Below are 22,811 nucleotides of genomic sequence, written 5' to 3'. Positions count from 1 at the left end.
CGTTTTGGACTTTTTTTATACAATATAATATCCTATTTTTACCCTATAATCATTGGAATACTATTATGTCTTCAAAGAAAACGCTCATCTTAAATAAAGAACAAATAAAACAAAAATCTATTCGGATTGCCTATCAAATTTTGGAAGACAATTTTGAAGATGAAACACTTGTATTAGTAGGAATTGCTGACCGAGGTTATGTATTTGCGCAACGCCTTCAAGCGATTTTACAGGGGATTTCAACGAAGGAAATCCTGCTGATTAAAGTTACCATGAAGAAAACGAGTAGATCGTTGAGTGCAAGTACAGACATACCTGTTGATATTGCAAAAGATAAGACGATCATCTTGGTAGATGATGTGTTGAATAGCGGTAGAGCCTTAGCTTATGGACTGGGTGTATTTTTGAACGTTCCACTGAAGAAAATGAGAACGGCTGTATTAATTGATAGAAGCCACCATAAGTTCCCTATATTTAGTGACTACTATGGCACGAAGCTTTCAACGATATTAAGAGAACATGTTACCGTTACCCTTGAAGAATTTGATAAAGAAGAAGATGCAGCATGGTTAATTTAAACCATGCTGTTATTTCTTTGAGACTTTCAATTTCATTCCCGGTTTTATCCGGCTTCCATTTAAATCATTTTCACTTTTAAGTCGACCGACTGATGTACCATTTTTATCTGCGATCTCAGATAATGTATCACCTTTCTTCACGACATAATAAGCTGTACGTGTAGCGCTAGCGGCATGCTGTTGACTCTTCTTTGAAGATCTTTCTGTATTACGTGCTAACTTCGCGTTAACGAAATCATCCTCCTTTTTTATCAGTAAGTTTTGTCCAGGGACAATTTGATTTCCGCGCAGGTTATTCCAAGATTTTATATCCTGTACTGTTACTTCAAACTTGTCAGCAATGGAAGCGAATGTCTCACCAACTTTTACTTTATATTTGCCATTTTGTAGAGGCTCATTTAGATTTTCCGTCTGACTAAGAGTTACAGAAGATATTGGTGTGTTGAGAGCAGCATACAATTCTTCTGAGGCAATCTTTTTATCTAATACAGGTAAAACTAATCGCAATGGAGACTCTTCAGTACCATTTAATACATTTCTTTTAAAACTAGGATTCAATGCACGTAATGTCTCTTTTGACACATGTAAAACATCCGCTATTTGGTTCAATGAAATCCGTTTATTGATATCCAATGCTTGAGTTCTTAGTGAAAGTTCGGTATCCTCAGCATTGATATCATTTTCGTCTGCATATTTCATCGCATATGTCATTGCGATGAACTTAGGGATATAGTTTTGGGTCTGTTGCGTTAGATATGGTGCGATATCCCAAAAAGTAGCATTCTCTTTTCCCGAACGTTGGATCGCACGGCTAACTGCTCCTTTACCGCCATTATAAGATGCTATCGCTAATAGCCAATCGCCATATTCATCATAAGCTTCTTTTAAGATTTTTGCGATAGCATAACTTGAAGCAATAGGATCCATTCGTTGGTCGGTATAACTGTCCACTGTAAGATGATAAGTTTTGGCTTCATAATACATCAATTGCCATAAGCCTGTTGCTCCGGCACTAGAGATATCGCGTGGATTTAATGATGATTCGACTACACTTAGGTATTTGAGTTCCCGCGGCACTCCGACTTCGTCCATGATTTTATCAAACAATGGGAAATAGTATTGTCCTAGTCCCATCATCCTACACATATAAGGATTATAATTATCCGACGTATATTTAGCAACCAGATCTTTCACTCGCGGCGAGTAGTCCAACGGAACCTCACGTTCTATTGCCTTCAGTTTCCGCACGAGCTGTATATCTTCATCTGTAATTTCAACATCATGCTGTCTGTTATTTCCGGAAGATTTTATACTGTCTAGGTATTGGTAAATCTCTTGTTTTTCTTTTTCGATACTTTTTTGAAAGAAGGTATGGGCGGCTTCTTTCATGCCTTCTACAGCGCTTTCTTGGGCCATGAGCGGTAGTACATAGCATACCCCTCCTAGTATTGAAATTAACGTCTGTTTTCCGATCATAAATTTACTGTTAAATCCGAGTTTGATTCATCTGCTGAAAAATCAACAATAATCTAAACGTTTAGAAATGGATTTTAGTATAAAAATGGTTTTCGCCCTATTTAGCTGCAGGTCGAGTATAAAACAAAATACGATTTTGTTCCTCACAAAATCGTATCCATGCTATATGGGATCAAAACCTCCCTTATTTGTTATCTTCTATTTCAGATTTTTTTTCAGGTGAAGACTCATCTTTTTGGCCTTCTTTAAATTCCTTAACTCCTTTACCCAATCCGCGCATCAATTCAGGAATCTTCTTGCCACCAAATAATAGTAACAATATTACTACAATGACAATTAACTCTTGCCCCCCGATTCCCATGATTAATAATGATGTTGACATAACTATAATTTCTTGTTTTTCAATTCTTTTAAACTAAAACTTCTCTCTCTCTTTACAAATGTAATGATAATTATTAAATATAGTAATTATTTCTTATCTCGCCAACCATGACATCGGATTCAACGGTGTTGACCCTTGATAAACAGAGAAGTCAACCATTGGCACACCTGTATCGGAGTCCACATCAGCCGTTCCTATAGTTTGGCCTGTACTTACTTTTTGCCCTTTTGAAACACTTACACTTCCCATATTATTGTAGACAGTATAGTACTCACCATGTTTAATCATTATGATACGTTGACCATACATTGTTAAAATACTACTCACCTCTCCTGCGAAAACAGCTTTCACAGCCGCACCACTAGAAGTTTGTATCTTCACGGATATATGTTCCACATTGACATTTCTTCCGACACTTTCCCCTCCAAAATCTTGCATGATCTTCGCATTAGAAACAGGCCAAGGCAAACTACCACGGTTAGATCTGAAGTCATTTGAAAGCTTAACTGCCTCTGGTGTACTACGGAGCACCTCTGATTCTGACATTTTAGAAGTACTCGTTTTTGTATTGTTCTTACCTTTTGTAGTTGATGTAGACTCATTCACTTTGCGGTTACGCTCAGCAGCCGCTTCTGCCGCACGACGTGCCGCTTCAGCCCGTCGACGTTCAGCCTCAATTTCTCTTCGAATTATCTCTTTAATGGCCGCATTAATACGCCGCTCCTCTTTTTGTTTTTGGGTAATATCTTTCTTCACACCGCGTTCTGTAACAATTAATTCACTCAATTGTCCAGAATAAACAGATCGCTGTTGAGATATGGTTCTTTTCTCATTTTCCTGCTCTTTCATCAAAGCAACCTGTTTGTTTCGGTCCGCCTGCAATTGAGCGATTTTTTGTTCAATCTGTTTCTTGGTATTTTCGATATCAGCAGCTTTCAGCTTTCTAGAATCGTTAAACTGTTGTAAGTACTTAACCCGTCGAAACCCCTGATTAAAATCCTTTGATGCAAAAATAAACATCAATTTATTATAGGCATTTCGGTTTCTGAACGCAAACATCACCATCTTCTCATAGTCACGTTTCATCTTCTCCAATTCAGCCTTCAACTTATTTACGGCAGCGGTATTGGCATTGATATGTTTGTTAATTACAGCTACTTCCGAAGTAATGGTATTTATCTTCTGCTCGCGCAAATTAATCTGCTTACTCAATGCTGTCACCTGTTGTTGTGTCAGTGATTTTTCTTTTGCGATCTCTTTGACCGTATTTTGTAATTCGGCAATTTCACGATTGAGCTTCTCACGTTGTTTTTCAAGTTCAGCCCGAGTCTGTGCCGATGAAATCCCAATCATGAATAGGAAAGCAGCTATACCAAGTATTGTCTTTTTAAAGTTCATTTACAGTACCATTTTTTTGTGTTTGCCATCTTTCTACCCTATCAATTCACGCCTTACTTTAGCAAACTAATTGCGAAAGTAATAAATCTAAAGGAAATAGACAGCTTCTCATCGGATTACTTTATAACGTGACGATACTGAAAAAGGCATTTCGACCGGTTCATTAAAGGTCACTTTATTAAAATTTATTTCCGTTTTTATCTCTTGGCGACCATCCGAAATGATCATTTTTAAAAGCATTGGAAATTCCTGTCCGGAGGCCATGGCATATTCTCCGTAATTGGCTTCCAACAACTGTTTCTTTGAAAGTTGCGCTAATCTAAATTGATAAGGCCTATTGTTATTATTTAATTTATATAAAAAATCTAGTTCATTCAACTTGCCATCTAACTGGACAGATATCGAATCCTGTTTAAAATTAACCTGATCAATATCTGACAATAGATTCACAGAAAGATTGGCTAGCAACAAATCTTGTAGGTTTCCGAAAGTTAAATCCGGACTAGCAAAACGATACAGGTAGTCAAATGGCTTAACCATATATTCGCTCTGAAATTTATTTAAGATCTGTACGCTGTCTGGGGTTATTAATACCCGGGCAACCTCTATACCCAGTGTCGCAGAAATAGAAATCCAGATCCTTTTATCTTTCTCTATTCTAATATTAGAAGTGACATCATAATTGTCCTTTCCAAGGTCAAGACGCATTTTCGCTTTGCCAGAAAAAGTGGTATAGTTCAAATTGGTCAAAAAAAGATTACGTAAGCTATTTTTCTTTGCCTCCCTTGTGTTATCTTTTATCGTCAACTCGTTTTGAGCTTTGAGCTCCGCTTCTTTGAGTAGTTTCTTCTTCGAACTACAAGAAGAGAGCAGCAACAGCACAGCACCAACACAGACAATTTTATTCCACATAACTTTTAGTCTCAATCTTCTTTTTCAATTTCAGCTTATTTTCATCTGAGTCCACGCCCTTTTCTAAAGCAAGGTTCCACTGTTTTATAGCATCGTTTGTTTTCCCTAACTTAATTAGGATATCGCCATAATGCTCCAACAACACCGAAGTTTGCGGATTTGTATTTTTCAATGCTTTTTGAATCCAGACTAATGCATCGTCATATTTTCCATCAGCAAACAGCACCCAAGCATAAGTATCTTCAAAAGTTCCGTTATTGGGTTGCAATTTCGTCGCCATTGCAGCATATTTTGTCGCATCATCAAGTCGTTCTTTTCTTAACGACAAATAGTATGCTAAATTGTTCATCGCCGTCACATTTGTACTATCGAGCCGTATAGCTTCGATATAAGCTGCATCGGAGGCTTTATACATTTTAAGTGAGTTATAAATATCACCCAATCCTCCATAGATATTTGCCTGGAGAAAAGGAGATTCCTCCTGTGCATTATTAAGTGCAGCTTCCATAAATTTCCGGCTATTTTCCATATCCTTTTTCATGAGATAGGCCATACTCGTAAAATAGAGTATTGTGGCGTTGTTGGAGACATAATGTAAGGCCTCTCCGCCATGAGCGATTGCTTGGTCAAACTCGCCTTTGTCCATATCCAGGCTCATCAACATCCGCCATGCATCGATTTGATAAGGGTTCATACTAACGGCGACTGCTAGGGAACTTTGTGCAGCAGTTTTATCATCTTTCAACCAAAGCACCTGTCCTTTCGCCATATGGCTTTCTGCAATCCGTGGGTGAACTTCAACTAGGATATTGACCAATTCCAAAAGCTGATCTTTCGTATAGGGTCCTTTCGGATTCAATAAGGTCATTATAATCCGATTTTTGTCTGTAAAGTCAACCTTTTTAGACTGAAATCCCTGTTTGAGTGCATCGAAAGATAACTTGAGTTTTTTATCAAATCGATAGAGATCAGCTAAATCGAAATAAAGGAAATCCTCTTTTGTAGTCTGAATCCCCTTGTTAATATATTCCAGTGCAAGTTTTGAATTTTTGGAAAGATTGTACGCCTGCGCCAACTGACCATACACCTGAGCCAACGAAGTCCCTTTGTCTGCCCAAGGTTTCAAAAGATCAATAACAGCTTTATAATTACCAGCATCATTTAATAAAACACTACCAACCATGTCCAATGTATCCGAAGCTGTTGCAATTTCTTTGGTTTTATAGAAATACTCCAAAGCCACATCTTTATACCCACCGTTGAAAAGGAGCATGATGCGTTCGCGTTTTAGTGAGGCCGTATTATTATCGTCCTGATCAATCAGCTTATCGAGGTAAATCAACGCACTGTCAGCATCATTTTTACTTTTAAATGCGTCGACTGCGAAGCTTAGATATTCAGGTTTAGACTGGATCGCCAGCGCATCTTTAATGGCTTGGATCGCTCCGTCCTGATTTCGCATCTGCGCAAGAAGAATTGCCTTTGTAAAATAGATGTCATCTGCCTGCGGAAAGTCTGCTATAATGGCGTCCAGAGAATCCATGCCCGGACCAATTTTGCCTTGCTTCAATATTTCCTGCACATTTTTAAATCGAGCATCATACGGTTTTGTCTTCTTATCTAGCGATTGCGCTTGCAATGAAGACGCCGCAAAAAGGAATACACCAATAAAACTTAAAAAAAATCGTTTATTTAAAAAATTCAATCTCATCTACTTCCGCTAAATAATTAAAAAATTCTTCCTGCAATATACTAACTAATGTAACAATATTCATTCGAGGAAGTTGTAAAAATATTGAGATTAGTGGGGCTTGTTTGAAATTCGACTCGTTTTCAATAAAATAAGCAAAATAGATTTTAAAATATAGAATAATAGATGTACCTTTGCAGACCCTTGAGATAAGGGGAAGAAAAATTTTTTAATAAATTATTTAAACAAAAGCAAGTGAATACGTTAAGTTACAAAACTGTCTCTGCCAACAAGAACACCGTTAACAAAGAGTGGATCGTTGTTGACGCTGAAGGAGAGATTTTGGGGCGTTTGGCGAGCAACATCGCGAAAGTAATTCGTGGTAAGCACAAGCCTACATTCACCCCACACGTAGACTGTGGAGATAACGTGATTGTTATCAATGCAGACAAAATCAGATTAACAGGAAACAAATTAGGCGACAAAGTTTACGTGCGCTACACTGGATACCCAGGTGGTCAACGTTTCGTTTCTCCTAAAGAGTTAATGGCTAAATTCCCTGAGCGCATCATTGAAAAAGCTGTTCGTGGTATGCTTCCTAAAAACCGTTTAGGTCGTCAATTGTTTAAAAACCTTTACGTTTATGCCGGTACAGAGCACAAACATGAGGCACAAAATCCAAAACCAGTTAAATTTTAAGGAGAATCGACATGTCAACAACTAACACTTCAGGAAGAAGAAAAACTGCTGTTGCCCGCATTTACTTAACTGCTGGTAGCGGAAACATTATCATAAACGGTAAAGACTTCAAAGAGTATTTCCCAACATTACCTTTGCAATACATCGCTACTCAATCATTGAATGTAGCTGGTGAATTAGCAAACTTTGATGTAAAAGTAAACGTTAACGGAGGTGGTGTTAAAGGTCAAGCAGAAGCTGTTCGCTTAGCGATCGCAAAAGCTTTGGTTGAACTTAACCCAGAAGTTAAACCTGCATTACGCGCGAAAGGTTTAGTAACACGTGATGACCGTATGGTTGAGCGTAAGAAACCAGGACGTCGTAAGGCTCGTAGAAGATTCCAATTCAGTAAACGTTAATCAAAGGAGGATCAAAAAATGGCAAGAACTACTTATCAAGATTTATTGGATGCAGGTGTGCACTTTGGTCACCTTACACGTAAATGGGATCCGAAAATGGCTAAGTACATTTTCATGGAGCGCAACGGTATCCACATCATTGACTTGAACAAAACTCTTACGAAATTAGAAGAAGCTGCTTCAGCTATCAAACAAATCGTAAAATCAGGTCGCAAAGTTTTATTCGTAGCTACGAAAAAACAAGCAAAAGAGATCATCGCACAACAAGCAAAAGAGGTTAACATGCCTTTCGTAACTGAGCGTTGGTTAGGTGGTATGCTTACAAACTTCGCTACAGTTCGTAAGTCTATCAAAAAAATGTCTAACATTGACAAAATGCAAAAAGACGGTACTTACGATGTATTGTCTAAAAAAGAGAAGTTAATGATTCAACGTGAGCGTATCAAATTAGAAAACCTTTTAGGAGGTATCGCTGATTTGAACCGTTTGCCAGCTGCTTTATTCATCATCGATGTGAAAAAAGAACACATCGCTGTTTCTGAAGCAATGAAATTGAACATCCCTACTTTTGCAATGGTAGATACAAACTCTGACCCTTCAAACATTGATTTCCCAATCCCTGCAAATGATGACGCTAGCAAATCTATTAGCTTAATCGCAGGTATTATTGGTCAAGCAATCCAAGAAGGTTTGGACGAGCGCAAACGCGACAAAGAAGAAGAAGCGGAAAAAGATGCTGCTGCTGCTAAAGCAAAAGCTGATAATGGAGATGCTTCAGAAGCTAAACGTCCTCGCAAAGCGAAAGACGGAGAATAATATTTTTATTCCAAACCGGATAGCGTAGCGTTAGTTTCTGGAAAAGTTTACTTTTCTTGAACTAGCCTATCTGTCCGGTTTTTTGGTTTAACAACACTCGTTTATCAAGGAATGTTAAACTTCATATTAGCTTAACATGTTTTAAGTTAATATTGTACAAATTTCAGTCGTAAATAATAATAAAAAGAAATAAACATGTCAGTACAAATTTCTGCATCAGATGTAAACAAATTGCGTCAACAAACTGGCGCTGGTATGATGGATTGTAAAAAAGCTTTAGTTGAGTCTAATGGTGACTTTGAAGCTGCTGTAGATTACTTGCGTAAAAAAGGCGCTAAAGTAGCTGCTAGCCGTCAAGATCGCGACTCTAACGAAGGTGTTATCATCGCTAAAGCCACTGCGGATGGTAAATCAGGTATCGTAGTTGAAGTTAACTGTGAAACTGACTTCGTAGCTAAAAACGCAGATTTCGTCGCTTTCGCAGAAAAAATTGCAGATCTTGCATTAAACAATAAACCTGCTTCTTTGGAAGAACTAAAAGGGTTGGAACTTGATGGCAAAAAAATCGCTGATTCTTTAATCGAGCAAACTGGTGTAATTGGCGAGAAAATCGACGTTTCTAAATACGAAACTATCACTGCTGAAAAAGTAATCGCTTATATCCACGGTAACTACCGTTTAGGTGTATTAGTAGGTCTTTCTGCTGATGCAGCTGGTGCTGAAGAAGCTGGTAAAGATGTTGCAATGCAAATTGCTGCAATGAACCCTATTGCAATTGACAAAGACGGTGTTGATCAAAACACAATTGAGCGTGAAATTGCTATTGCAAAAGAGCAAATCATTGCTGAAGGAAAACCAGCTGAAATGGCTGAGAAAATTGCTCAAGGTAAATTGAACAAATTCTTCAAAGATACAACGTTGTTAAACCAAGAATTCGTAAAAGATTCTTCTAAAAACATCGCTCAATTCCTAGATTCAGTTTCTAAAGGATTGACTGTAACTGCTTTCAAACGCGTACAATTAGGCGCATAAGCATACCTCCATTCTATTCAGAATGGAAATTTTAAAACAGGAGCTATTCATCGAATAGCTCCTGTTTCTGTTTATATCTCTACCTCCATTTATTCCCGAACTATTTTTATCCGCTCCACCGTGGCTTTTATTTTACCCCAAATTTTTGTAACTTAAGGATACATAAAAACTGAACAGCATATGGGCATGTTAAAGGAAAACGCGTTAAAAGGAAAACGAATTTTGATTACGGGTGGTGGTACAGGTCTAGGGAAAGCCATGACAGATTACTTTCTCGAGCTTGGCGCTTCTTGCCTGATCACAAGCCGCAAAGATGATGTTATACAACATACAGCAAACGAATTGTCGGAAAAACATCAGGCAAAATGTCTTGCAGTAGCTGGAGACGTGCGTAATTATGAAGATGTCGAACGCGTCGTTTCCTATGGATATGAACATTTTGGGGGGATAGATATCCTCATAAACAATGCTGCTGGAAATTTTATCTCCCCTACCGAACGTTTAAGCCCCCGAGCTTTCGAATCTGTCATTGGTATCGTTCTCCAAGGGAGTATAAACTATACCCTAGCACTGGGCAAGCGGTGGATTGAGGCAAATGAACCTAATAAAGCTATACTCAGTATCGTCACCACCTATGCTTGGACGGGGTCTGGATATGTTGTTCCTTCTGCAACTGCTAAAGCCGGAGTTCTTGCGCTAACCAGATCTCTAGCTGTAGAATGGGGAAAAAAAGGAATAAGACTCAACGCTATAGCTCCTGGTCCATTCCAAACTTCGGGCGCCATGGAACGGTTACTCCCGGGCGAATTAGGCGAACTCCTCTCACCTACCAAACGTATTCCCTTGGGCCGCTTGGGCAAACTGGAGGAATTAGCTAACCTCGCGGCCTATCTGGTATCCGATTATGCTAGTTATATCAACGGAGATGTTATCACGATAGATGGCGGCGAATGGCTTAAGGGGGCTGGAGAGTTCAATGGATTGGATATTATTCCTGAAGATCAATGGGATACTATTGAAAAGATGACCAGAAATGCAAAAAGCACTTGATAACCGTTTAACAAATGATTTATATTTTATTGTGAATACGCGACTGTAATCCATTCAGATTTAAAAGAGGAAAAAAGTAAAGTCTTTAATCCATTTTTCTTAGGTTTGTAGCGATTATTTTCCAATAGGGTCTGTACATATGATGAATTTATCTTTCGAATCTCAAAAAATCAAACACAAACAAAAATTAGAACTAAACAAAACGGGTTTTGATTTTGCGTTAGTTTATATATCCGAAGGCATACTCGTATCGAAAGGGAATAACTTGAAATTTTCAAAAGAGAATTTACTTTTTTTGAATAAAGATTTCGAAACACTTGAGACAAAAAAAGATACAATCGCATTTGTCCTCTATTTCTCAAACTCCTATTTTAAAGACCTGCACTTTATACAGCAAAATTTCAGACTTTCTCACAATCCGGTTGATATCTTCAACTCGAAGACTTTATTAAATAAGAGCCTATCGCTTAAAAAGGAAAATAAAAAACTAATCGAGCGGGTAATATCTCTGATTCAACAATATGAGAGTGAAGATACAGCATCTTCAATTTTTATATTCCACCAGACAATGTCCCTTTTCGCTTTAGTCGAAAATATATTGAAGGATCTGGAGCTACCTATTAACGAGTCATATGAAATGTCTCAAGAGATCGAGCAATACATACAGCAAAATATTTATTTCCCGGATAAATTACAAATCAAGTCGATCGCAGATCAGTTCCAAATTTCAGCAAATTATTTTGGGGCATTTTTTAAAAAAAGATACTCAAAAAGCTACAAAGTATATATAGATGATATTCGTATTAAACTAGTTGAAGAGAGATTAGCATCCAACAGATACACAATGAAACAAATTGTAGAAGAACTAGGATTTAATGATGAAAGTCACCTGACCAATTTCTATAAGAAGAAAAGAAATATTACACCCAGCTCTTATAAAAGAGCTAAAAATAGCGCTTAATTATCAAGCTGGATTATACCATTAAGATCATGATTTAAGGAGCGTTGAATGGCTTCATCCAAAATAAGAATCTTCTTTCCTTGAAAAGTCGCTGCATCATCACTTTCAAAATTTGAGCTACTGGAATTAAAAGAATCCAATTTCATCGGGAAATAAATTGGGTTCTCGTCTTCAGCTCGACCAATAGTCAATAAAATATTGTAGCCTTGTAGGCGTAAACTCTGTAAAGTCTGATAATTTAAACGCTTGAAGATCATAATTCCTGTTTTAGGATAGAACAAACATATAATTACATTGTTTTACTGCTTTAACCATTTTTTGCGTTTTTAACTTTCCAAAGGATATTCGACCCCATAATCTCCTAATACTTTTGGAATAATCGGTTTGCCGAATAAATCCAAAACTTTTTTTTTTGAGAACTGTTTTACAAATGAATAACATGAGTAGGATTATGTCAAAAAAAGAGCGTAAAAATGGGAAAGTCGAAGAAGACTATCCCGATATGGATCAGGACCTTGCTTTTAATGAAGAGCTTGACAGTTATGAAATGGATGTCGATGACAATGATCCAGACTATGACCACCCCGCTGACTATAATACAGTAGCTGAGGGCGCAATCGATGATGATTCAACATACGATGATTCTAATCCATTTGTCGGAGATGAGTATGCAACACAAGGTGAGCTCGAAGAAGAAGATCTAGATGAAGCTAACATGCGAATTGAGACTTTTAAACATGAACGGTTATCCCCTTTAGACAAGAAATTAGCCGAGAACGAAGAAGATCTGAGAGATGATCTCGATGAAGAGGGATATCCCAAGAACGACAGGTAGTATTTCCGAAAAATAACATAGTTTTTGAAGGGACCAAAAGGTCCCTTTTCCATTGATTAAAATAGAGACATTCTTCTCAAGAATATTAAGTATATACTTTTCAATTGGAAACTATAACTCCAATTTTTTATGTAAGTTTACTTTGAAGATTATAATCATATGGAAAGTATATTACCTCTCATCCGAATTGTTGACCTAAAAAAATCATACGGAGTAAAAGAAATATTGAAAGGAATCAACCTTGACATATTCCCAGGTCAAGTTATCGGATATATTGGCCCAAATGGTGCCGGTAAATCCACTACCGTTAAAATATTAACAGGACTAATCGAAGATTTCACAGGCACTGTAGAAATTAATGGCATCAATATTCAAGAAGATCCACTTGCAGTAAAAGCATTATTGGGATATGTTCCCGAAAACGCAGAATTATATGACGTCCTGACTCCCATGGAATACTTGGATTTTGTAGGTAAACTCTATGGAATGAAAGATAATGTCATCCTAGAACGTTCCTTAAAACTGTTAGCAGCCTTTGGCCTTGAAGCTAATGCAAATAATAGGATGGATACCTTCTCCAAAGGAATGCGTCAAAAAGTACTTTTAATTTCAGGAATTATTCATAACCCACAAATTATCGTGCTAGATGAACCATTATCTGGACTCGATGCCAATGCTGTTATCGTTGTTAAAGAACTTATTTCATTACTTGCAAAAGAAGGGAAAACAATTTTCTATTGTTCACATATGATGGACGTTGTTGAAAAAGTATCTGATCGGATTTTACTGATAAACCAGGGCAGCATCATTGCGAATGGCACGATTGAGGAACTAAAAACAGATCCTAGCGAATCCCTGGAGCATATATTTGCTAAATTAACCAATACTGGCAGCAGTGCATTAGATGCTTCCAATATCATTACAGCCATTCAATAACATGGAAAAATTTATCTTAAAATTTATCCTTCTTTTTCGTGGGGTTTGGAAAGGCCTAGGCATCAATTATGAACAGTTTAAGATCATCTTAGAAACCAAAGTAATCTTAGAGAATAGAAAACCTATTAGCTTTAGAAAACGTAGCTCAGGAAAATCATCTTCTTCGTCATCGATTTTACAATTCCTATTGTATCTCATCTTTGGCCTGATATTCATGGTAATTATTTTTTCGATTCCAGATAGGTACTTAGCCATTTCGATTATGCTACTCAGTTTCATTAGCATGTTAAGCATTACGTTGGTGTCCGATTTTTCACCCATATTATTAGATACTCGGGATCAGTATATCATTATGCCTAGACCAGTTAATGACAAGACTTTAGCTATTTCCCGAATAACTTTTATTGCAATCAAGCTTTTTAATCAAGTAATCGCGTTGACCTTACCCGTGCTTATTTATGTATTATTCAATTGGGATATCGTCTCCGTCTTTCTTTTATGCCTGCAGCTTATACTAAGCACTTTAATCGCGCTGATATTTGTTAATGGATTTTATCTGATTAGCATCAAATATCTCCCCATCCAAAAGTTTAAAGATGTAATTACTTATATACAGATCGGTCTCTCACTGGTTCTTTTTCTATCCTATTATGTTGGCCCAAATTTGATCCAATCTATTGTGGAATCCCATTTAACGATGGAACAGCTCAGATTTCTTTGGATATTCCCAAGTACCTGGATTGCATCATTCCAACCATTACTCTTTGGTAACCACAATGTACATTTGGTCATCTTATCAACACTGGGAATACTAACTCCCTTTGCTGGTATCTACGCTTGTACTAAGCTATTTTCACGGGGATTTAATGCAAAAATAGCTGCACTAGCAAGTGCCGACAACCTCCCTAGTGAAACTTCACAATTAACCCGAGATAATCCCTCCAAATTACCGCTATATAAAAGGATCTCTTCGAACGTTTGCTCATCCCCGGTTGAAGAGGCTGGATTTGGCATCGTATGGCTAATAAGTTCTAAAACGAGAGAATTTAAGCAACAGCTATACCCTTCGTTGGCTTATCTACCTATTTATTTTATTTTTTTATTTCTACGTACAGGAGATGATCTCCCAATAGCTGGCAAAATAGCGAAGCTTCGGGATTCAGGCTTGTATATCATTATGTTTTATCTTTCGTTATTAACCATACTAACCGTTTTCCAGCTTATTACTCAAAGTAATAAATATAAAGCGGCCTGGGTCTACCATGTGACTCCGATACAAAAACCGGGACAGCTGATGACTGGAGTTCTTAAAGCATGTCTGATTAAATATGTTTTACCGTTCAACATACTGTTTCTTTCTATCTGTGTACCGCTATTTGGTCTCAGTTCTATTAATGATCTGCTATTATCTTCCGCGATTGGCGGAATCGAAAGTATTCTGATTATGCTTTTCATTGTCAAAAACTATCCATTTTCGAAGGCTAGTCAATCCAATTCAAAAGCAATAACTAATCTACTGATATTAGGTCTATTGGGTATTTTGGGATACTTACATAAAACAATTTTCCATTATGAAACTCTAATTTGGATCTTAGCTGGACTTGCATGGGTCGTATTCTTTTTTATGCTGAAGTACTTACAGAGAGAAGACTGGAAAGGCTTAGCTTACGACGACAATTGATTAAACAGATAAAAAAAGCTCCATTAATGGAGCTTTTTTATCTAATTCTTCAAAATCTAGGCACAAAATATCTTCGTCCTTTTCTTTTATCCGGTTATCTTTTATTTATCCGTCCTTTAAATCGGCTAATACCATCCATCAGAACTTCAACGATTATTCTTCCTGAAGGTAAATGGCTCAGATCATAGTTCAGGACAGCTTGTTGAACAGATTTGTATTCATGTTTTTGCCACAAAACGCCATCAACCATAAAAAGGACAGTCATCTCACTCTTTTTATTGGACACTACGCTCAGTTGTGTCTTATCCACAACCGACCTTGGATAAAGTGAGAAGGCATATTGCGTTGAAATTGTGTTCATCTCAAATCCACGTTTGGCATTGAAACTAAACATCTCGCCATTTCCACAATCGCTTTCAAAAGCATGAATAAGGTTTCCTTTCAGATCGAAGATCCGTAAATGGCCATCACCATTTTCAGGTTGTGCCCAAAACTGCAGTCCGTTACCTGCGGTATCAACCAAAGAGAGCGAGTGATTTCCCTCAGTAAGATGTAAAGTATCTCTATACATAGTTTCAGTAGCAAGTTGAGAGCCTTTTTTACGAAAGACTGTATCCTGCTTTGCATTAATTAGAAATATACGATTATCCGCTGGTTTATTATTGGTCATAAACTCCAAAATAAAATCAGTGGGAAATTTCTGCAGAGCTGTAAAGACGCTTTCCGCCTTATTGTCTGTGGGCCACGCATCCGGCTTTCCATTAGGTTTAAGAAGTGACACCGTAAATACATTCTCCTGATCTTTTTCCTGTATTTCTGCTGGTAGGATAACTTCTGCAACTTGATTAAAAGAAAGATTACCTTTCCAATGGAAAGTTTTGACTGGAAATCCTTTCGTGCCATAAACAATTTCTAGGGATCGAATCGGGTCAGCACCCAAATTTCTGAAAGAAATCTTTGGACCAGCACTCGCCGGATTTAATCTAGAAAAACGCTGTTCATCACTTGGAACCATTATTGACTCGACCGCAGCATCTACTTTTTGTTTTGGGGCTGAATATTGAAACAAGTAAGCGGATATATTTTCGACTGCCTGTACATTATCAGTCGCTGTATAGGGTTCCATTTGTAAGGCAACTTGATGAGTACCAACTTTAGTAAATACATCAATAAAATCAGGCTGCTGTAAATCTCCAGGACACCAATATGCGCGGTCATGTACCCAGGTCCCGCCTTGTGGATAAAGTGGATTACCACCACATTTCTTCCACATATCACGTCTGTCTACAGTCTTTCCATCGAAGGTGAGTTCGCGCCATCGGCTACAGAATTCACTACAGCCACGTGGTTTATCCATACCATGCCCTGTATGCTGAATACGTATTCGGCTCAATGCTGCTCCCGGACTCGAGGTATATGTTATTGGTAGTAGATTTTCTCCTATCTTTTCGTTGACATCCCCGTATTTATATGCTTTATTCCACAGCGCTGTTATTCCCAATGGGGTAACAACTGGTGGACCTGATAAAATTTCAAAATCTACAGTAAGTGCCCACCCTACAGTCTTGTCCTCAAAACCAGAATGAGTATAGACAATTTCCACGCTATCCCTTAAGAAAGGAGCAAAATCAGTTACATCGACCTGCCATTTCCAACTCCATCCTTTATTGTAAATACTACCATATGGCGTAAGCATTCTTCCTAATTCATAATTTAGCACAGGTCCATTTTTTCCTCCTTTACGACGCAATAAGATGTGATCCAAATAATCCCAATGCGCTGTGCGCAAACTATCGGGGCTCCCAAGCGTAACAAACATAGTAACCTTCCTTACAGGATAGTTTTCTTTTGGAAATATCCCCCAAGCTGGATAGGAATTCTCGCCTTTCTGTACATCACATAGAATGGTCTTCCGTTGATGTGTAACGACATGGCTTATTGTGCCTTGTTGTGCAAAAACATGATAGCAGATAAAAAAATAGAATAGAGTTAGTATAGATCTTATATTCATTATTTAAGTATTATCCATGAAACAATACAAAGATAGATGTACTCTTGTCAGCGGCGAAAAAAAGGTAATGCGATAAAAAGGAAATACATGCAATCATAAAAAAAGCATCAATCTTAACAGACTGATGCTTTTGGTAGCGGGGAGCAGAATCGAACTGCCGACCTTTGGGTTATGAATCCAACGCTCTAACCATCTGAGCTACCCCGCCGTTTCGGTATGCAAATATACCACTTCGTATGTCAATTCAAAAGATTTTTTTATTTTTTTACCAATTCTGACCTATTTAAAACTCGCATTAAACACAACAAACTCATTTTTAACTCAATAAATTTATCATTGAAAAATAGAAACTGATGTTGAAAAAATTGATAGTCCTAAAAACAACATGTTTATCAAAAAACAGGGGCAACTTTTTACAAAAAAACTTGCAATAACAAAATAAATATGTATTATTACAAATAATAAGTTCATGTAGTAAAAAGCAATTTTGGAAGAGATTTGTAGCGGGGAGCAGAATCGAACTGCCGACCTTTGGGTTATGAATCCAACGCTCTAACCATCTGAGCTACCCCGCCATTTTGGGAATGCAAATATAGCTTATTTTTGATTTAAACAAACTAAAATTTAAAAAAACATTTTTATGGCAGATAAAATAAAATTCCAACTAGAATATATCATCAACTCTTCACCTAGAATTTTATTTCCGTATTTGCAAGAACCAAACGAATTGGCACAATGGTTTGCAGATGATGTAAACTATAAAGACACCGTTTATACTTTCATTTGGGATGATGAACCTCACCGAGCAAAAATTGTAGCATCGAAAGAAAATAAATCTGTACGCTTTAAATGGCTCGATGATGATCCCTATTATTTCGATCTGGAGATCGATCAAGACGAGCTAACAAATGATGTTGCTCTTAAAATAACAGATTACGCTAAAGAAGAAGACCTTGAAAATAGGAAGTTAATTTGGAAAAATTCAATAGTCTATCTTCAAAGTGTTATAGGTGCATAAAAAAGCCTATCTTTGCAATATATTTCCACTAAGGGCTCCAGCTGGAGCTCCTTAGTTGGTAGATGCCTTAATGTAAAGGCATCAATTTGCTTTGCGTCACGGATGAAAAAGGTTCATTTACTTATTCTTCAAGCTTTCATAAAACCATTTATTGTCACATTCTTTATTGTGATGTTTGTCTTATTGATGCTTTTCCTATTCAAGTACATTGATGATTTGATTGGAAAAGGATTTGAATGGTATACGATCATGGAGCTAATTGGATATCAATGCGTTGTTCAAATCCAAATGGCAATGCCTTTATCCATGCTCCTTTCCTCCATTATGACTTTCGGAAATCTGGGTGAAAGCTATGAATTAGTTGCGATCAAGGCTGCGGGCGTATCTTTACGTAAAGCGATGACCCCGCTATTCATACTCGTTGCAATTTTCGCAACAAGTTCTTTTCTGTTCTCCGACTATATTCTCCCCGTAGTGAACCTAAAAATGGGTACCCTACTTACTGATGTACGTAATAAAAAGGCAGATTTCCTCATCAAACCCGGAATCTTTAACAACACCATTCCAGGTTACTCGATCCGCGCTAGAGGAAAAAACAAAGCGGGAACAATTCTCTATGACTTGATGATCTATGATCATCGTGGCGGAAATACAGCCAATAATGTACTTATGGCTAAAGAAGGGTATATCTATAACTCTCCTGACAACAATTATATGATCCTAAAACTTAAGGATGGTATACGCTATGAGGAAGCACGGACTAAAAACTCAAAAACCTACGATCCACGTCAGCAATTTACGCGATTTAAGTTCAAGGAAACAGAGCAAAAGTTTGATATGGGAAGTTTTCAACAAGGTAAAACGGATGAAAATCTCTTCAAGAGCCACCATGCAATGTTAAACCTGAAACAGTTAGACATGTACATCGATTCCAACCATATTAAGATAGACAGTATGGGAAAAGCAATCGTCCGTACATTAGACACCCGATATAATATCTATTCGAAATATTTTAGTGCGAATCAACCTGGACAGCCAAAAGTCAAAGAAGCTAAGATCAAACCTTTTAAAAATTTGCTTACCGATCTGGTTCCCCAAGAACAACGGGCACAGATCACCATGAATGCGTTAAACCAGTTGAATTATTTAAAGGAAGATCTGAATGGCCGTACACTTGAATTTAAAGATTACAAATCGAAAGATATACGCTATCGTATTGAATGGCATCGCAAGTTTACTCTAGCTGTCTCCTGTCTTTTACTATTTGCAATCGGAGCTCCACTAGGAGCCATTATCAGAAAAGGTGGACTCGGTCTTCCGGTCGTGATGGCCATCATTTTCTTTCTGATCTATCACATTATCTCTACAGTTGCAGAAAAAACAGCGAAAGATGGTGCTATATCATCAGCCGTAGGTATGTGGATGGCCATTATTGTCTTAACACCATTAGCCGCTTTTCTAACGTACAAGTCGACGACTGATTCTGCCTTATTTGATATTGATCAATATAAATTAAAAATAGAAGCCGCTTGGAAGTGGATTAAGGAAAAGCTTGCAAAAAAGAATAAATTAAAAGAATCACATTAGATTGTGACAACGCTATTATAAATAAATTTAGATTCTACACTAACTTTGTACCAATTACAATATATCAATAAATGGATTTCAAATTAAACACGATCGAAGAAGCGATCGCTGATATACAAGCAGGAAAAGTAGTAATCGTCGTGGATGACGAAGATCGCGAAAATGAAGGAGACTTTGTCACTGCGGCCCGCAATGCAACCCCCGAAATCATCAACTTTATGGCGACTCACGGTCGTGGACTAGTGTGTGCCCCAATTACAAAAGAAAGAGCAGATGCATTACATCTTGACTTAATGGTGGGACAGAATACAGCTGTATATGAAACGAACTTTACAGTTTCCATTGACTTACAGGGATATGGTTGTACAACCGGAATTTCTGCGTCGGACCGCTCGAAAACAATTAAAGCAATGATCGATCCTAATATTCATTATGAAGAATTAGGTAGACCAGGACATATTTTCCCGCTCATAGCGAAAGATGGTGGTGTATTACGTCGCACAGGACACACTGAAGCTACAGTTGACCTTGCTCGATTAGCAGGATTTGAACCAGCGGGTGTATTGGTTGAGATTCTAAAAGAAGATGGTGAAATGGCCAGACTTCCGGAACTAATGGAAGTTGCTAAAAAATTTGATTTAAAGATCGTTAGTATTGAAGATCTGATTGAATACCGTCTTAAGCACGACTCTTTAATCAATGAAGAAGTCACTGTTAATATGCCTACGCAATATGGTGATTTTAAAATGAAAGCCTTTACACAAAAGGACACTGGCGAACAACATTTAGCGCTTTACAAAGGTGAGTGGAATGAAGATGAACCTATTTTAGTACGAGTGCACAGCTCTTGTGTTACCGGTGATATTTTTGGTTCTTGCCGTTGTGACTGTGGCCCTCAATTGCACAAAGCAATGGAAATGATCCAGCAAGAAGGTAAAGGCGTTATTGTCTATATGAATCAAGAAGGTCGTGGTATTGGACTGATCAATAAGCTACATGCTTACAAATTACAAGAAAATGGTTTGGATACGGTAGACGCCAATGTGCAGTTAGGGTTCAAGGCAGATTTAAGAGACTACGGTGTAGGAGCCCAGATTCTTAGAAATCTTGGTGTCACAAAAATGCGTCTTATGTCAAATAATCCGACAAAACGTGCTGGCCTAGTAGGTTATGGTCTTGAAATCATAGAAAATGTACCTATTGAAATAACGGCAAATCCCTTTAATGAAGAGTACTTAAAAACTAAAAGGGATCGTATGGGACATACAATCATGAAAAATCTATAAAAAGGAATTAAAAAAGGCGGTGTTTCTATTGGAAACACCGCCTTTTTTAACATAGAGAATTAAACTCCGATGATGATAAAATCACTCCCATTTATGATCTTGTTATGGCAGTACTTTCAATAAATAGAAGTAACTTTATAATATGGAACAACAAGGGAGATATATCATCTTTTTCGATGGTGATTGCTTGATCTGTAATCGCTTTGTTCAACTATTATTAAGGATAGATCGCAGAAAGAAATTCTTATTTAGTTCCTTGCAGTCTGAATTTGCCCGGGCCGCGCTAACAAATATTCCCAAAAATACTGATTCCATCGTTTTCCTATCTCCAGCCGGTACCTATCTCAAAAGTGAAGCTGTTTTAAAGATTTGTAAGCAGTTGGGCTTCCCCTACATTACTTGTTATTTACTGAAGATTTTACCACTCAAGTGGAGAGATGTGCTTTATGATTATTTTGCTAAAAACCGCTATCGATGGTTTGGAAAAAATGAGTTTTGTACGATACCTTCAAAATCTGAACGAGAAAGATTCATTTGAACAAACAACAATCATATTAAAGTGAAGTTTTGTTCAGAAATCTTCTAATTATACTTGTGACAATTAAATTTACATCGATGAAAAATACACTTTTAATTGACAGTGCCTATATCAATGGGAAATTTATCAAGTCAAAACACACCTTTGATGTGGTAAATCCTGCAACAGGAAAAGTTATTGCTTCGTTGCCAGATCTAAAAGTTGTTGACTGTACTAAAGCCATAATTGATGCTGACAAGGCATGGAAAAGCTGGAAAAACACAACTGTACTGGAACGTTGCAACATCGTCCGCAAATGGTACGATCTTATTCAACACTATAAAGACGATCTTGCGGAAATCATGACCCTAGAAAGCGGCAAACCGCTAAGCGAATCGAGGGTAGAGGTTGACTACGGTAGTTCTTTCGTAGAATGGTTTTCAGAAGAAGGAAAAAGGGCCTATGGCGAAACGATACCCTCTCATAAAAAAGGAACGAGAATGCTTACAATTAGGCAAGGTGTAGGGGTCGTAGCTGCAATTACACCCTGGAATTTTCCATTAGCGATGATCACCCGAAAGGTTGCTCCAGCTTTGGTAGCTGGTTGTACCGTTGTGCTAAAACCGGCCTCCCAAACCCCATTTTCCGCTATAGCATTGGCTAAACTGGCTGAAGATGCTGGGATCCCGAAGGGTGTTTTTAATGTCATTACAGGAAAAGACAGTGTTGGTATAGGCAAAGAACTAGCTACGAACGACCTGATAAGAAAACTATCCTTTACAGGCTCAACCGAAGTCGGAAAAACACTCATAGAACAATCAGCCTCTAACATTAAAAAAGTATCTATGGAGCTCGGTGGTAATGCTCCCTTTTTGGTTTTTAACGATGCGGATATTGATGCTGCTGTCGAAGGAGCCATTGCCGGAAAATTTAGAAACTCAGGGCAAACTTGCGTTTCCATCAATAGGTTTCTAATCCAAGAAGATGTCTATGATGAATTTTCGATGAAACTTAGCCATGCTGTCAGTAAATTGAAAGTTGGCAACGGACTTGACAAAGACGTCCAGGTAGGTCCCTTAATCAATGCAAAAGGGCTAGAAAAAGTACAGCATCATGTACAAGACGCATTAAATCATGGTGCCGAATTGGCTACTGGAGGAAAGGTCATCAAAGATCTATTTTTCCAGCCAACTGTGCTGACCAACATTCCGAAAGAAGCGCTTATATTCCGCGAGGAGACTTTTGGTCCGATTTGCGCCCTTTTCAGTTTCAAAACAGAAGAAGATGGAATAGCAATGGCCAATACGACTGAATTTGGACTAGCCTCCTATTTTTATAGTACAAATATAAATCGCTGTTTTCGTGTCGCTGAACAGCTAGAAGCTGGCATGGTAGGTGTCAATACAGGCCTTATTTCAAATGCAGCAGCTCCTTTTGGTGGAGTAAAACAATCTGGTGTAGGTCGTGAAGGATCTAAACACGGTTTGGATGAATATATGGAATTAAAATATATCTGCTTTGGCGGTGAATAAAAAAAGGAGCAAAATG

At 37.7% G+C, this 22,811-nt stretch carries 22 protein-coding genes and 2 tRNA genes; 15 read left to right on the top strand and 9 right to left on the bottom strand.

Going from position 1 to position 22,811, the window contains the following annotated elements; translation table 11 throughout:
• Window positions 1-65 precede the first annotated feature (65 nt).
• The gene (locus tag GVK91_RS20625; protein ID WP_153847253.1) at window positions 66-578 is read left to right on the top strand and encodes a phosphoribosyltransferase family protein; all 513 of its coding nucleotides are present in this window, start codon (window positions 66-68) and stop codon (window positions 576-578) included.
• Window positions 579-587: 9 nt separating this feature from the next.
• Here the strand turns inward: GVK91_RS20625 and GVK91_RS20620 are convergent, their stop codons facing one another.
• The 5 genes from GVK91_RS20620 to GVK91_RS20600 form a co-directional block, all read right to left on the bottom strand.
• On the bottom strand, window positions 588-2,054 hold the full coding sequence (locus GVK91_RS20620) for a LysM peptidoglycan-binding domain-containing protein (RefSeq protein WP_159731133.1): 1,467 nt from the start codon (window positions 2,052-2,054) through the stop codon (window positions 588-590).
• A 184-nt stretch (window positions 2,055-2,238) separates the two neighbouring features.
• Window positions 2,239-2,436, bottom strand: a complete 198-nt coding sequence (gene tatA / locus GVK91_RS20615; protein WP_088162917.1) for a twin-arginine translocase TatA/TatE family subunit — start codon at window positions 2,434-2,436, stop codon at window positions 2,239-2,241.
• A 93-nt stretch (window positions 2,437-2,529) separates the two neighbouring features.
• Entirely contained in the window at window positions 2,530-3,834 is a 1,305-nt protein-coding gene (locus tag GVK91_RS20610; RefSeq protein ID WP_153847255.1) for a murein hydrolase activator EnvC, read from the bottom strand.
• Window positions 3,835-3,942: 108 nt separating this feature from the next.
• A complete protein-coding gene (locus GVK91_RS20605) occupies window positions 3,943-4,746 on the bottom strand; it encodes a DUF4292 domain-containing protein (RefSeq protein WP_159731131.1) in 804 nt (267 codons plus the stop codon).
• Window positions 4,736-6,457 carry a tetratricopeptide repeat protein gene (locus GVK91_RS20600; protein ID WP_153847257.1) on the bottom strand — a complete coding sequence of 574 codons (1,722 nt, stop codon included), beginning with the start codon at window positions 6,455-6,457 and terminating at the stop codon, window positions 4,736-4,738. Before GVK91_RS20600 ends, GVK91_RS20605 begins: the two co-directional genes overlap by 11 nt.
• A gap of 234 nt (window positions 6,458-6,691) precedes the next feature.
• Here GVK91_RS20600 and rplM point away from each other — a divergent pair, with 234 nt between their 5' ends.
• The 6 genes from rplM (at window position 6,692) to GVK91_RS20570 (ending at window position 11,392) form a co-directional block, all read left to right on the top strand.
• The gene (gene rplM, locus GVK91_RS20595) at window positions 6,692-7,135 is read left to right on the top strand and encodes a 50S ribosomal protein L13 (protein ID WP_077437655.1); all 444 of its coding nucleotides are present in this window, start codon (window positions 6,692-6,694) and stop codon (window positions 7,133-7,135) included.
• Between the two features lie 11 nt (window positions 7,136-7,146).
• Window positions 7,147-7,533, top strand: a complete 387-nt coding sequence (gene rpsI / locus GVK91_RS20590) for a 30S ribosomal protein S9 (protein WP_046671992.1) — start codon at window positions 7,147-7,149, stop codon at window positions 7,531-7,533.
• Window positions 7,534-7,551: 18 nt separating this feature from the next.
• Entirely contained in the window at window positions 7,552-8,349 is a 798-nt protein-coding gene (rpsB, locus tag GVK91_RS20585) for a 30S ribosomal protein S2 (RefSeq protein ID WP_046671991.1), read from the top strand.
• A gap of 195 nt (window positions 8,350-8,544) precedes the next feature.
• Complete coding sequence (tsf, locus tag GVK91_RS20580) at window positions 8,545-9,381, top strand: translation elongation factor Ts (RefSeq protein ID WP_153847258.1); 837 nt, start codon at window positions 8,545-8,547, stop codon at window positions 9,379-9,381.
• Between the two features lie 186 nt (window positions 9,382-9,567).
• Window positions 9,568-10,431 carry an SDR family oxidoreductase gene (locus tag GVK91_RS20575; RefSeq protein ID WP_153847297.1) on the top strand — a complete coding sequence of 288 codons (864 nt, stop codon included), beginning with the start codon at window positions 9,568-9,570 and terminating at the stop codon, window positions 10,429-10,431.
• Window positions 10,432-10,570: 139 nt separating this feature from the next.
• Window positions 10,571-11,392 (top strand): AraC family transcriptional regulator, encoded by an 822-nt coding sequence (locus tag GVK91_RS20570; protein WP_153847259.1) that lies wholly within the window; start codon window positions 10,571-10,573, stop codon window positions 11,390-11,392.
• On the opposite strand, the gene GVK91_RS20565 is transcribed toward GVK91_RS20570, so the two are convergent.
• The gene (locus GVK91_RS20565) at window positions 11,389-11,649 is read right to left on the bottom strand and encodes a hypothetical protein (RefSeq protein ID WP_153847260.1); all 261 of its coding nucleotides are present in this window, start codon (window positions 11,647-11,649) and stop codon (window positions 11,389-11,391) included. The genes GVK91_RS20570 and GVK91_RS20565 overlap by 4 nt on opposite strands.
• A gap of 194 nt (window positions 11,650-11,843) precedes the next feature.
• On the opposite strand from GVK91_RS20565, the gene GVK91_RS20560 reads away from it, so the two are divergent.
• The 3 genes from GVK91_RS20560 to GVK91_RS20550 all read left to right on the top strand — a co-directional run bounded on the left by GVK91_RS20560 (window position 11,844) and on the right by GVK91_RS20550 (window position 14,844).
• Window positions 11,844-12,227, top strand: coding sequence for a hypothetical protein (locus tag GVK91_RS20560; RefSeq protein ID WP_153847298.1), 384 nt, complete (start codon window positions 11,844-11,846; stop codon window positions 12,225-12,227).
• A 159-nt stretch (window positions 12,228-12,386) separates the two neighbouring features.
• Window positions 12,387-13,163 carry an ABC transporter ATP-binding protein gene (locus GVK91_RS20555; RefSeq protein ID WP_153847261.1) on the top strand — a complete coding sequence of 259 codons (777 nt, stop codon included), beginning with the start codon at window positions 12,387-12,389 and terminating at the stop codon, window positions 13,161-13,163.
• A 1-nt stretch (window position 13,164) separates the two neighbouring features.
• Window positions 13,165-14,844 carry a hypothetical protein gene (locus tag GVK91_RS20550; protein WP_153847262.1) on the top strand — a complete coding sequence of 560 codons (1,680 nt, stop codon included), beginning with the start codon at window positions 13,165-13,167 and terminating at the stop codon, window positions 14,842-14,844.
• A gap of 94 nt (window positions 14,845-14,938) precedes the next feature.
• On the opposite strand, the gene GVK91_RS20545 is transcribed toward GVK91_RS20550, so the two are convergent.
• The 3 genes from GVK91_RS20545 to GVK91_RS20535 form a co-directional block, all read right to left on the bottom strand.
• A complete protein-coding gene (locus GVK91_RS20545; RefSeq protein WP_153847263.1) occupies window positions 14,939-16,855 on the bottom strand; it encodes a peptide-N-glycosidase F-related protein in 1,917 nt (638 codons plus the stop codon).
• Window positions 16,856-16,986: 131 nt separating this feature from the next.
• A tRNA-Met gene (locus tag GVK91_RS20540) sits at window positions 16,987-17,063 on the bottom strand.
• A gap of 293 nt (window positions 17,064-17,356) precedes the next feature.
• Window positions 17,357-17,430: transfer RNA gene (locus GVK91_RS20535), tRNA-Met, on the bottom strand.
• Between the two features lie 65 nt (window positions 17,431-17,495).
• Between GVK91_RS20535 and GVK91_RS20530 the strand changes: the two genes are divergently transcribed.
• From GVK91_RS20530 to GVK91_RS20510, 5 genes are all read left to right on the top strand, one after another.
• Window positions 17,496-17,873, top strand: coding sequence for an START-like domain-containing protein (locus GVK91_RS20530; protein ID WP_070563117.1), 378 nt, complete (start codon window positions 17,496-17,498; stop codon window positions 17,871-17,873).
• Window positions 17,874-17,975: 102 nt separating this feature from the next.
• On the top strand, window positions 17,976-19,460 hold the full coding sequence (locus GVK91_RS20525) for an LptF/LptG family permease (RefSeq protein ID WP_159731129.1): 1,485 nt from the start codon (window positions 17,976-17,978) through the stop codon (window positions 19,458-19,460).
• Between the two features lie 71 nt (window positions 19,461-19,531).
• Entirely contained in the window at window positions 19,532-20,746 is a 1,215-nt protein-coding gene (locus GVK91_RS20520; RefSeq protein ID WP_075994158.1) for a bifunctional 3,4-dihydroxy-2-butanone-4-phosphate synthase/GTP cyclohydrolase II, read from the top strand.
• Window positions 20,747-20,888: 142 nt separating this feature from the next.
• Window positions 20,889-21,284, top strand: coding sequence for a thiol-disulfide oxidoreductase DCC family protein (locus tag GVK91_RS27785; RefSeq protein WP_153847265.1), 396 nt, complete (start codon window positions 20,889-20,891; stop codon window positions 21,282-21,284).
• A 77-nt stretch (window positions 21,285-21,361) separates the two neighbouring features.
• A complete protein-coding gene (locus GVK91_RS20510; RefSeq protein WP_159731127.1) occupies window positions 21,362-22,795 on the top strand; it encodes an NAD-dependent succinate-semialdehyde dehydrogenase in 1,434 nt (477 codons plus the stop codon).
• The last annotated feature ends 16 nt before the right edge of the window (window positions 22,796-22,811 follow it).

This window comes from Sphingobacterium sp. 18053, assembly GCF_902706145.1.
Lineage (GTDB): Bacteria > Bacteroidota > Bacteroidia > Sphingobacteriales > Sphingobacteriaceae > Sphingobacterium > Sphingobacterium paramultivorum.
Note: the sequence above shows the minus strand (reverse complement) of the source record. Positions and strands in the feature narration are given on the sequence as shown.